The sequence below is a fragment of the Clostridium yunnanense genome, from assembly GCF_016595795.1.
GTDB lineage: Bacteria > Bacillota > Clostridia > Clostridiales > Clostridiaceae > Clostridium_AR > Clostridium_AR yunnanense.
In genome coordinates, this window is the sequence record NZ_JAENHN010000045.1 from 15,406 (window position 1) to 28,338 (window position 12,933).

Genomic DNA, 12,933 nt, shown 5'->3' on the forward strand with positions numbered 1-12,933 from the left:
TTACCAATTAGATACTAATTTATGTTAAATTTTATTTAAATAATGTATATTTAGTGTTAATTATGTTAACTTATTATGCAGAGGTTTAGATCATAGTATCAACTATAAAATTGAACCGAGTATGCATGCTTTAAGCATATTACTCGGTTCATCGTGCTAATTTAATATCTCAATCTTTTTATCTCCTGTAATTTCATATAATGTTTTGTTCAACTTCAAAATAATCAAAGAATTACCTTCACTTACTATCTCTGTTTTATCATTTTTCATATAAACTTTGATATAATTACCTTTATATGAAAATCCAAAACTTAGTTCATTCCAAGCTTTAGGCAATTTTGGAGATAATGAAATATAATCTTCTTTTATTCTTAATCCAGCAAATCCATACACTATAGCCATCCAAGTTCCACCCATATTTGCTGTGTGTATGCCATCTTTAGTATTTCCATGCGTATCGTCTAGGTCTAATCTTGCAGTTTCGATAAAATATTTATATGCAAGGTTTGGATATCCTACTTTAGAAGCCATAATACTGTAGGCTGCACAAGATAAGGACGAATCATGAGTTGTAATCTTTTCATAATAATCATATGAATTTTTGATAGTACTAACATCTGCTTCATCTTCTACAAGAAAATGAGCTAGCACAGTATCTGCCTGCTTTAAAACTTGATACCTATAGATTGTTAGTGGATGATAGTTTAGGAGCAAAGGATAGTTTTCTTTTGGCGTGTTTTCGAAGTCCCACACTGCCTTACTTAAAAATGTATCATCTTGAGCATTTATCTCTAACTCTTCATTGTATGGCAAATACATATTTTTATATGCATTTTCAAAGTTTTCAACTTCTTCTTCTGTAATTCCTATCTTATCACTTAAACTTTTAAATATCTTCTCATCTTTGAATTTTAATTCATTATAAAATTTCACTGCCCATTTTAAATTATACTTTGCCATAACATTTGTATAGTAATTATTATTTACTATAGCTGTATACTCATCAGGACCTGTTACTGCGTCTATCTTAAATAAACCTTTGTGAAAATGACCAATTTCAAGCCAAATCCTTGCTGTCTCAAAAATCACTTCTGCACCAAATTCTTTTACAAAATCAAAATCCCCTGTTGCTAAATAGTATTGCACATAGGAATAAGCTATATCTCCATTAATATGATACTGAGCAGTTCCGGCTGGAAAGTATGAAGAGCACTCCTTACCTATTATGGTTCTCCATGGATAAGCAGCCCCCTTTTTATGTCCCATTTCTAAGGCTCTCTCTCTGGCTGCATCTAAAATATTATAACGATATCTTAATAAACTCTTTGCTAATTGAGGGTAGCATAAGGTAAAAAACGGGAGAATATATATTTCAGTATCCCAGAAATAATGTCCTTCATACCCTTCCCCACTTAAGCCTTTAGCGGTTATGTTACTTTTTTCATCTTTCCCTACTGCTTGAAGTAGTTGATACAAATTATATTTAAGTCCTTGGTGAAGTTTTTCATCACCTTCAATATCTATATCAGCTAACCCCCAGAATTTATTTAAGTATTCTGCTTGTGTTTCTAGTAAACTTTCAAAAGATATAAAACTTAGTCTTTCTGATATTTCAAAACCGCTATTTTCAACATTTTTATGTCGTCTTGAATCAGTATATACATTATACTTTGTGAAATTTATTATCTTGCTTCCAGTTCCAATTTTAAAAATTGTATGGACACTTTTTTCTGTCTTTTCAACAGTTATTTCATTTTCAGTATCATATTGATGTCTGGTGGTCACTGCAACAATATTTTTTGAGTTTGCTGTTTCAGATACTATTTGCATAACACCTTTTTCTGCTGTAATTGATTTTATAGACAGTATCTTTGCATGATCAGTCCCTACTCTAGGATCATTTTCGTCGGTAAAGTTTGCCACATCTCCATTAATTGATGACTGAATGATAATATCTTCATCAAAGTTTACTTTTTCAATTTCATAATTAATAACAAACAGTTCTAGATACTTTAACGATGCCATCCTCGTTATTTTAATCTTAAGTTCTTCTCCCAGTGGTGAAACCCAGTGTAGCTCTCTTATGTAACATCCCTTTTTTATATCTACATACCTATTGAAATCTTTAATAGTTCCTTGGAAGGCTGAAAACTTTTGACCATTTATTATTATATCAATATCCTGAGAATCAGTGACATTTACAGTTTTCTGCATTGTTTCAGGAAAAGCATACGCCTTCTCACCATACTGAATAGGGGCATCTTCATAAAATGCATTTATATAAGTTCCTCTTATGGTTTTATAATTCCCAGGGTACTTTTCTTCAAAATTACCTCTAACACCTAAATAACCATTTGATACATTGAAAAGACTTTCATTCTTCAAAAGGTCCTTTTCTTCTAAGCTATTATCACTTATAATCCATTCATTCTCCATATTTAATACTCTCTTTCTGTTTTAGTTGTTTTATTTTTTTAATGTACCCTTTGTATCAAATTTATTTCAAAGCTATATCTAGTTTTCTGTAAAACTTCAAAATAACATCAAAATATAAACGTTTACAATCGAATCTAACAAACTATTATTTTTACAATTCAAATATAGTTTTAACTTTTATTATATAAGTCCTTTTAGATATTTATCTGTGAAGCTAAAATAATTTTATGTTTGAAAGCCAAGGAATCCTTTACATATATCAGCGCTGTTTTTCCCTTAACTTTTTAATCACTATATTGACATTATATACAAGAAAAACTATAATTTTTTATACAATGTTAATAAAATTTACACTTTATTAAGATTACTTTTTGAGGTGATACAAAAAATGCAGAGCATATATAAAAAAATTGAGTACACTATGACTAAAAATAGATATGCCTCTTATATTCATCCTCCTTATGAACTTGAATCAAAACTCGTACATAGTATTCAACAACTGGATACTGATGCTGCAACTAATATCTTGAAGAAGATCAATTCACTTGAAAGAGCACAATTATCCAAACATCCTCTTACTTCTCTTAAATATTCTATTATAGGATCCTGTACAATTTTTACTAGAGCAGTGATTGAAGCAGGTTTAGATACAGAAACTGCATTTATATTAAGTGATTATTATATTAATCTCATTGATGAGGCAGCTAATATTAACACTCTAGAAAACTTGGAGTACTTTATGTTAAATGATTTCATTGGTGTTTCAAAAAGGTACAAACAGTACTTCTACAATCCTCTTATAAATCGTGTGATTGAATACATCAAGAAGAATATTGAAAATCCTTTAACACTTCAAGAAATTTCTTCTATCGTGAGCGTACATCCAAATTATCTTTCAGCCGCTTTTAAAAAAGAGGTTGGCAAAACCTTATCTGAGTACATTAGCGAAGTAAAGATCTCAGCTATCCAGCTTTACTTAAACAATACTAATTTAAGCGTAACCGAGATAAGTCAAATATTTAATTTTAGCCACATAACTTATTTTTCTCGTTTCTGTAAAAAGCATATGGGGGTAACGCCTAAAGATTATAGAAGACAAGCATTACTTTCTAATGCTCATGTATAAATTATAAAAAACCACATCTATTTATTCAATAAATTAAGGCTGTAGATATCATAACTCTCCGGCCTTATTAATTTGGGCTTTGTTGAAGTGCACAATTGGTAAAAATTGATGGTTGCTGTAATAACTTTCACTCTTTAATCTTTAATTATAGGGTTCCGCTTCGAAAACTTAATTTATACTTGTTTAGAGATCATGCACCTATGACTTTTAACATGTATAAATTCATATTTAAAGTTGGAACCGTATATAGAGTTAATTAAGGGGATGGGTATTATAAAAAGATTTGCTTCTATACTTTTAATTGTTATGTTTGCCACAATAACGGCGGTCGGTTGTAGCAATAGAGCTGAAACCTCAAGAAAAGTCGTAGTTAATAAAAAAGAGCAACTTCAAAACAATAAATCAAATAACTCTAATAATATTTCTACGGATTCTAATGTACAAGCATTCACTGAAAAAGAGATCCAAGAACTATCTGATAATACTAAAGTTCAAGAGATGATTAATCCGATTATAGCTGGCTTTATTCAAGCATTATATAACTGTACGCCTTCTACATTAGAACAAGCTTTTGATAAAATGAGTACATATTCTGGTTTTAACAATGGAGCTGCCTTTGGAGATAGAACTGATACTTTTAGAAATTCTATGAAGAATTATACACAAAAACTTATAAGCTATCATATCGATAAATCTGAAATAGGAATCTTCGTTACCTCAAAAGATGGTTCTAAAACCTATTATGGCAGCAATCAAACTATAATTGTAAACTACACTGAAAATGGGATCAATAAGATTGATAAAGTAAAATTAACTCTAGCTCATAATGTTAAAGGAGATAAAACTTTTAAGATTACGGATATAGATATTCAAGAGCAATTAAATTTAAAGTAAAAAGGACATTAGATAGATTTAATCATCCAAATCTATTTAATGTCCTCCACTTTAACTATTATAGAAAACTAAATGTTTAAGTAATTTCTTTGAATTAAACACAGTCTACTATTAAAGTACTGCTCTAAGAAATCTTCCTGTGTGGGAAGTTTCAATCTTTGCTATCTGTTCTGGTGTACCTTCTGCTACCACATATCCTCCTCCAGTTCCACCTTCTGGTCCCATATCGATGATGTAATCAGCAGACTTTATCACATCTAAATGATGCTCTATCACAAGCACTGTATGCCCTTTATCAACAAGTTTTCCTAAAGAGTAAATTAACTTTTGAATATCTGAAAGATGAAGACCAGTTGTTGGCTCATCTAATATATAAAGATTGTGTGCTCCTCTCTTTATCTTTGAAAGCTCATAAGCTAGTTTCACTCTTTGCGCTTCCCCACCAGATAGAGTTGTTGAGCTTTGGCCTAGTCTCATATATCCTAATCCAAGTTCGTTAACTATTTCTAATTTATGTTTTAGATACCTATGATCTTTAAAAAACTCAAGTGCTTCTTCTACCGTCATTTCAAGTACATCTGCAATGGTTTTTCCCTTATATTTAATCTCAAGACCTTCATCAGAAAAGCGCATTCCCTTACATACAGGACATATTGTTTCAATGTCAGCCATGAACTGGAGGTTTGTTACAAGAATTCCATCTCCACCACAATGTTCACATCTAGTTCCATTGGCATGGGTTAAGCTGAAATCAATTTCTTTATATCCTCTTTCTACTGCTTCAGGCTGCATAGCAAAAATCTGACGTATCTTATCATAGACACCTATATAAGTTGCAGGATTTGACTTGCTATTTCTACCAATAGGAGTCTGATCAATATTTATCACATTGTTTACTAGTTCTGCCCCAAAAACAAAATCATGTTCTCCTGAGACTATTCTAGCTCCAGTTTTATTAACCTTAAGCTGCTTATAAAGTATCTCATTGATTAAAGAACTTTTTCCAGAACCAGACACTCCGGTAACACAGATAAAAACACCAAGAGGTATATCAAGATCTACATTTTTAAGGTTGTTCTCTCTTGCACCTTGGATTGACAAGAAGTTATCATCTAGATTTCTTCTCTGCTTAGGTACAGGTATATGTGCTGTACCGGCTAAATACTGCCCTGTTATTGACTGAGGTTCTCTCATGATATCTTCAACTGTACCTGAAGCCACTATATTGCCACCATGAACACCAGGTCCTGGGCCTATTTCAATAATATAATCAGCACTTCTTATGGTATCTATATCATGTTCTACCACAATAACTGTATTTCCTATATCTCTAAGTTTTTTCATTGTATCTATGACTCTCATAGAATCTCTTGGATGGAGTCCGATACTTGGTTCATCCATTACATATAACATCCCCATAAGCTCACTACTTATTTGTGTAGACATCTTAATTCTTTGCATCTCACCACCTGAAATGCTGTCACTTCTTCTTCCAAGATTTATATAGTGAAGCCCAATGTCTATAAGGAGCTTTAGCCTTGAACTAATTTCACTAATAATAGTATTTGCAACTTCCTCAATATCTTTCTCAAAGTTTAATTTCTGTAAAAAGTTCAATAGTTCTGGTAATTGCATTCTGCTTAACTTATCTATATTCTCTCCACCAACGGTAACCTGGAGTCTTTGAGTTTTTAGTCTTGCACCGTGACACTCTGGACAGACTTTTTCTATCATACAATCTTTAATGAAACTTGGTTCAAAAGCCTCGGTAGTAGATGACTTTCTTATATAATTCTTGTACCAGCTCTCCAACTCGTATACAAATCCTTTAAAAGGTCTAGCCCTACCAGTTATCCAGTTTTTCTTTTCTGAAAAAGGTGGTTGCAGCATTTCTACAACTTCTCCCTTAGTTCCATAAAACAGTATGTCATGAATATGCTTTGGAAGGTCTTTAAAAGGGGTATCAAGACTAAAGTCATATTTCTGCGAAAGACTATACATTATCACCGTCCTGTAACTATCCCTTCCAGCTGGACTGAACACGGAGCTTTTAAGGGCCCCTTTGTTTATGCTTTTTTCAGGTGCAACAATTAAAAATCTTGGCTCCACAACATAGGACATTCCTACTCCTAAACAAGTATGACATGAACTTGTAGGAGAATTGAAGGAAAAGTGAAAAGGCTGCATCTCACATAGAATATAGTGATGCTCTAAGCAACCAAAATCTTTGTAAAATGAAGGATCCACCGCTCCAATAACCTCTACTTTAATCATAATATCTTCATCTAGTGCTACCATTGCAGCCTCAATGGATTTTGTAAGCTGAATATAAGTGTCTTGTCTTAAGGTAAAGCGATCTATTACCAATTCTATTTTATAATCTTTATTTTCATCAAGTTCCCTTTTTTCGGCTAAAGAAAAAGGTTCTCCATCTATCAACAAGTTTCTATACCCCTTTTCTCTTATCAGATGAAAGGTATACTCATAGTCTTCTCCAAATATTTTATATATTGGTGCTCTAAGTTCAACAACTGTACCTATTGGAAGTGTTGAGATATGTTCGGCTATCTGAGCTGCAGATAATTGCTTTAGAGGCTTTCCACACTCTGGGCAAGTGCCTACTCCTGCTGTAGAAAACAAAAGCCTCATATAATCATTTATGTCTGTAACTGTACCTACCGTTGAACGTGGATTGTTGTTACTTTTTTTCTGCTCGATGGCTATAACAGGGGACAATCCTCTCACATAGTCTACATTAGCTTTCTTTAGCTGGCTTATACGGCTTTTAGCAAAGTTTGATATAGAATCAAGAAATCTCCTCTGTCCTTCTCCATATATAACATCGAAGGCTAAAGAGGATTTACCAGAACCTGATACCCCAGTGATGACGGTAAGTTTATCCCTAGGAATCTCTACAGATATATTTTTCAAATTATTTTGCTTAGCTCCTGATACCTCAATACTTGTTCTTATAGACATATTCCAACCCCTCTCTTATTTTCAAAGTATAGATATTTATTAAATATTAAAAAATTCAAAGTTTAAACGTCTGGTATCCACAAAAAGCCCAGTTCTTCCACTGCAAGCTTGCTTTTAGGTGTTATACGAATTGTTTGTGATACTTTTTCAATAACACCTTTGTCAGCGAGATACTCAAATATCCCAATAAGAAAATGGCTTTCCACATGAAAATGCTTAGAAATAAGTGTACTGGTCTTTATTTGTTCATCTGACATATATTCAATTACAGGCTTTTTTATAATATCAAGATGCTTCATTAGGTACTGATCAAGTTTATCTATGGCTTTCGAAACTTCTTCTTCACTAAAGTGATGAGACATTGCATCCTGATAGAAGCTAGTAATTACTTCTGGATTCAGTTTAAGAACCTTTTGTATAGCCTCTCGAGAGGTTGGCTCACCATTTAAGCATAGTTCCATATCTGCTATAACTTCTGCAGCCTTTAAAAGATAATACTGTGCATAAAGAAGATCTTTCCTAGCAATGAGCCACTTCTGACATTTATCATATATGCCAACAAGAATACAGGCTCTATAAAAAGTTGATAGCGCAATATCATCACTCCCTATGATTTTCATATCCTCAAAATACTCATAGAGACTATCGTCGTTGGTATACACAATCTTACCCTTTGAGAAATAGGATTGAGAAAAAGTTCCTCCGAGGTTTCTTTCTAGGCCTCTTTTAAATGAACTTCTTAACATAAGGTCAACATTGATAGTTATACCATCTTCCACTATGCAATAAGATGTGCTTTTAAGACTCTGATCTCTGACAACTAAGGTCATGTCAATATCACTTTTTTCCCAAACAACATCATAAGCCACGCTGCCACAGACAATAACTGCAATAACATTAGGATCATCCTTAACTTTACTGACAAAGCTATTTACTGCAGCATTATATCTATCTTTTAACTCTGCCTGAAGTATATCATCCATAATCTCAAATCCTTTCGTTCCATTAATTAAAGAAACATTTGTTGTTACCATTTAGCTTATGATACAATTATACTTGTCTTTTTTTATCAATACAGGACAAAAATTGCTGGAGTTGAGAATAATGGATAATTATTTATTAGAAATAATACTGAGTACAACTGAATATATTGAAGATAATCTTTTAGAGCCTTTAACTCTTGACAGCATATCTGAAAATGTTAATATTTCAAAATTTCATTTACTCAGAATATGGAAGGGTGCAACCTCCACAGGTTTGATGGAATATGTTCGAAGAAGGAGAATTGCTTTATCTCTAAGTGATCTAATCCACGAACGAAGCAATATCGAATTCATTTCTTCAAAATACTCCTTTGGCTCTGAAAGAACCTATAACAGAGTTTTCAAGGAAGAGTTTAACATCACCCCTGCAAAATGGCGTAGAAATCCATGCCCACTAGAAATTTTAGACAAGTTTAACGCAAATTTTATGAATTGTTCAGGAGAAGGTCTTATTTTCTTTCGCTCAATAACAGTCTTTCCTGCTTTCTCAATTGCAGGACATGAATATATGGTGGATATTGAAGAAAATAAAAGATCACAAATAGCAAATAAATACGGTCTAGATTTTTTCTACAATCATCGATTAAGAGTTTTTAATCCAATACAAAAGGATGTGTATATAGGTTTTACTACAATTCCAGATGAATTAACAAGCTATACCTTCTACCAACCTTCCATACAGATATGTGAAAACAGTATTGTACCAGAAGACATGAAAGTAAAACATGTTATTCCTCACAAATATGGCGTCTTTACTTATATGGGGCTTCATCGTCCTGAAGAAATATCCTCAAAGAATTTAGCTGAAATATGGGATCATGTTTTTAACACCTGGATGCCTACAATCCAATTTGATTTAAGGGAAAAATTTAGATTTGAGTATATAAACTATGCAAAGTGTAATAAAAACTACTGCGAATGTGATTTATATTTTCCTATATCATTTTTATAAAGGTGCTGTCAAATCACTGTATTTAAATTAATTGGTTAATCAAGAAAGTGAGGAAATTAATAAATGGAACTAAATTTAGGAATAATACAACATAAATTTATTCATAAGCCTCTGCTAATTGGTGGAAAGGCAATGGAAATACCGAAATATCATAAAGATCTTGAACTTGTGGTGGATTTAGTTTTAAAAAAGGCATATGGGAAAGTATAAATCAAATACAAAAACCTATGCTAAAACTGAATTTAAGCATAGGTTTTTTATTGTAAATTTTCTTGTTAAAATGACAGCAATTATTTGTTTTGCACCTCTAAATTAAACTCGTTAATAATGCCACAGGTCTTTTTATAATTAATCTTATATTAAACTGCTTTCCACAAAGCTGCAACTACTGGTGGTTCCCAACCAGCCAGTGCAGTATGACCTTGAAGACATATATAGTTAACTCCGTTATAAGAAACTATGTCCCCTGTCTTATACGTAGCTCCCGCTGTCCATGCTGGATAACCTTGACTTGCTACGGTTACAGTTACTGTGTTTGAAGTAATTGATTTTCCTGCAGCGTCATATAAGACTATTGTATAGCTATAACTTCCTGCAGCCTTATTGCTAATCTGTGTTGTTAGTGTCACGGAGGAGGTATTGCCTGCAGTTAAAGTACCTGTTGCTATTTGGTTTGCTCCTTCAAAGAACTTATAGCTAGTTGCAGTATTATTTGCTGATACTACTGCTGTTAGAGTGTATGCACCACTTGTAACAGTACTAGCAGATAAAGTTGCTGCCTTTAAGGTATTAGAATTTCCAACTGTTACTGTTATTTTATTTGAAATTGCTGATAGATTTGATGCATCGTACACCACAAAAGTATAATCATAGTTTCCTGCACTCTTACCAGTAACCTGATTTGTTAAAGTTACTGATGAAGAGTTTCCAGCTGTTAGAGTACCAGTAGCTATTTGGTTCGTTCCTTCAAATAGTTTGTATGAGGTTGCAGTATTATTTGCTGGTATTACTGCTGTTAGAGCATAACTTCCGTTAGTTACTGTCCCTACTGCTAAACTCGCCGCCTTTAAGGTATTCGAAGCTCCAACCGTTACTGTAACTTTATTTGAAGTTGCTGATAAACTTAAAGAATCATATACTACTACAGTGTAATCATAGCTTCCAGTACTCTTACCAGTTATTTGCTTTGTTAAAGTTACTGTCGAAGTATTTCCTGCTGTCAAAGTACCACTTGCTATCTGTGCTGCACCTTCAAATATTTTATACGAAGTAGCTGTATTATATGCTGGTACTACTGCTGTTAAGGTATAACTTCCGTTTGATACTGTCCCAGCAGATAAGGATGCTGCCTTTAAGGTATTTACATTGGTACTATTTAATTTTATTGGGTTTTTCAAATATCTTTGAGCCTTAGTTATCCACCAGTATCCGTCAGGCGCTGGTGAGCCAGTAGCATGAGTACTTGGACCAACCCCGGCTCCAAAAAGCAAGGATATTATTCCAGCATCCTTCGCTTCCTGCATATGAGCACCCCAAGTTACAGTATCTCCACTAATGGTTATCTTAGGGTCTTTGGCATCACTTTTCCCAAAGTAAGTAGCTCTATTTCCAGCTCCAGGTTTAAAGCTATCTCCAAAGAAATAAGTTGAAGCCGAGTCTTCATAGCTTCCTATTGCATCTGTAAGATCTGCGAAGCTTCCACCGTTATACGGGTTAGCCTCAAGAGTACTATTTATCCTTCCTACAGGAAGCTGCCATAGTATTGCTGGCTTTTTAGTTTGTTCATTTAAAGTTTTAACATACAATAAATAGTTGTTCCAAATATCTGAATTCCAAAACCAGGTTGAAGCCTGTGGATTGTCCTTAGCTCCACTTTCAGCCGCTCCATCAAGCCCATATTTATCTATTGATATAAAATCAGCTCCGTTAGAAGTTATTCCTGCTGCCATATAGAAATTAGCTGTTTCTGTTGCTGCCTGTTTTATAAACTGTCTTCCAGCATCCCATCCCACATCTTCAGTTTTGTGTAAAAGCCCTTTAGAAGGAACTTGTCCACTATAAGACCATATATTAAACTGCCATCCAAAATACGCTGTTTTATAGTATTTTCTTACAGTATAATTAATTGCTTGAACTAGTCCGTTTACATTATTCCCAAAGGTAGGATCTTTTGTTTTATCTAATATTCCTGAAGAATAAGCTGCATCTACTACTGCAGAAATCTTATCAGGAGTTGTACCTGATTGCTGCATCATATATCCAAGGAAATCTGGTTCGAAAAGAAGTCCTATAGTTTCATCTCCGCCATATTGCGCACAGATGTCTAATAAAAACTTTAGGTCTTTGAAATATGCTTCCATGTAGGCTTTATCATTGATATGAGCTTTATCTACATCATAGCTTTCACTACCATCCGGTATATTATAGTACACAAAGAAAGGAATCATTCCAAGCTTTAAGCTTTCGGTTATATAACTCTTAGCTCTTGCTCCTTCTTCAGTAGACCATGTCCTCCAGCCGTTTGTAGGTCCTCCATTTATATAGATATATCTAATGTCTGAACGTTTGTTTTTATCATCAGTACTAGTATCTTTCCAGAAGTTTAGGTCGCTGTCAGTATCTTCAGAAACTTGTCCAACAGATACATAGTCAGGCATTCCAGGTAAAGTTCCATCAGCTTTTTTAACTCTTATTCCAAACTGTCTAACCTCTCCTGTAACTTGATCTACTATTTTTATTCCGCTTCTACCAGCAGCTAGTCCTTCAAACCTCACTGTATTTCCGCTTATCATAGTTGCTTTTACTGAAGCAGAATTACTTGAAATCACTTTAAAACTACTGCTTGAGTTATTAGAATTTGTAATCTTATAATCTTTTGAGCCTTGAGGTATGGTATATTGCAGTTTAACACCATCGTTGTCAATTCCATCGATAAGTATTTTTGTTCCTCCGTCTTTTCCTACTTGGACACCTAACGTAGAGCTAGTGCTAGTTCCATAACTATTGATTAGCTGCACATAATAATTATAGGTTCCAATTGCTGATCTATTACGTATTGGTATAACAAAACTTTGAGGATTTGGAGAATTATCTTGTAAGGCTCCCTGGCTTACAACCTTGTAATCCCCACTGATTCCTAATCTTTCATATAGTTTATAACTTGTCCCATTGTTTCCATACCAAAGATTAACTGAGATGTCGTAGTTTCCATCGTAATCTCCTCCACTTTGATTTGAGGACAATACTGGTACTCCTGGAATCCCAGAAGCTGCTGCAAAAACTTTAGCTGTGGGAAGTAAGGTAATAGTCATGAATGCAATTAACAATGCCGTCAAAATTCTTTTAAAGCATTTTTTTGTTGACATTTGGCCACCTCTTCACATTTAATATTCACTTATATTTTTACATTTTGTTTACTAATTGTCAATTACTTCAATTAGTGAACTCAAAATTTTATATTTAGTGACCTTATTTTTGCACTTCAACTTTATATATCTACAAAT

8 protein-coding genes are annotated in these 12,933 nt (G+C 33.4%); 4 read left to right on the forward strand and 4 right to left on the reverse strand.

What is annotated here, in order from left to right:
- Positions 1-156: 156 nt before the first annotated feature.
- Positions 157-2,436: a glycoside hydrolase family 65 protein gene (locus JHL18_RS15950; RefSeq protein WP_200270976.1), complete on the reverse strand. Its 2,280-nt coding sequence runs from the start codon at positions 2,434-2,436 to the stop codon at positions 157-159.
- Positions 2,437-2,824: 388 nt separating this feature from the next.
- Between JHL18_RS15950 and JHL18_RS15955 the strand changes: the two genes are divergently transcribed.
- Both JHL18_RS15955 and JHL18_RS15960 read left to right on the forward strand, forming a co-directional pair.
- Positions 2,825-3,562 carry an AraC family transcriptional regulator gene (locus JHL18_RS15955; RefSeq protein ID WP_200270978.1) on the forward strand — a complete coding sequence of 246 codons (738 nt, stop codon included), beginning with the start codon at positions 2,825-2,827 and terminating at the stop codon, positions 3,560-3,562.
- A gap of 264 nt (positions 3,563-3,826) precedes the next feature.
- Positions 3,827-4,456, forward strand: coding sequence for a hypothetical protein (locus JHL18_RS15960; protein ID WP_200270980.1), 630 nt, complete (start codon positions 3,827-3,829; stop codon positions 4,454-4,456).
- A 111-nt stretch (positions 4,457-4,567) separates the two neighbouring features.
- On the opposite strand, the gene uvrA is transcribed toward JHL18_RS15960, so the two are convergent.
- Together uvrA and JHL18_RS15970 are read right to left on the reverse strand one after the other, a co-directional pair.
- On the reverse strand, positions 4,568-7,435 hold the full coding sequence (uvrA, locus tag JHL18_RS15965) for an excinuclease ABC subunit UvrA (RefSeq protein ID WP_200270982.1): 2,868 nt from the start codon (positions 7,433-7,435) through the stop codon (positions 4,568-4,570).
- A 62-nt stretch (positions 7,436-7,497) separates the two neighbouring features.
- The gene (locus tag JHL18_RS15970; protein ID WP_243277898.1) at positions 7,498-8,469 is read right to left on the reverse strand and encodes a type 2 periplasmic-binding domain-containing protein; all 972 of its coding nucleotides are present in this window, start codon (positions 8,467-8,469) and stop codon (positions 7,498-7,500) included.
- A 70-nt stretch (positions 8,470-8,539) separates the two neighbouring features.
- On the opposite strand from JHL18_RS15970, the gene JHL18_RS15975 reads away from it, so the two are divergent.
- Together JHL18_RS15975 and JHL18_RS15980 are read left to right on the forward strand one after the other, a co-directional pair.
- Complete coding sequence (locus tag JHL18_RS15975) at positions 8,540-9,430, forward strand: helix-turn-helix domain-containing protein (protein ID WP_200270984.1); 891 nt, start codon at positions 8,540-8,542, stop codon at positions 9,428-9,430.
- Between the two features lie 63 nt (positions 9,431-9,493).
- Positions 9,494-9,640, forward strand: coding sequence for a hypothetical protein (locus tag JHL18_RS15980; RefSeq protein ID WP_200270986.1), 147 nt, complete (start codon positions 9,494-9,496; stop codon positions 9,638-9,640).
- Between the two features lie 149 nt (positions 9,641-9,789).
- Here the strand turns inward: JHL18_RS15980 and JHL18_RS15985 are convergent, their stop codons facing one another.
- Positions 9,790-12,795 (reverse strand): carbohydrate-binding protein, encoded by a 3,006-nt coding sequence (locus JHL18_RS15985; RefSeq protein ID WP_200270988.1) that lies wholly within the window; start codon positions 12,793-12,795, stop codon positions 9,790-9,792.
- Positions 12,796-12,933: the final 138 nt, after the last annotated feature.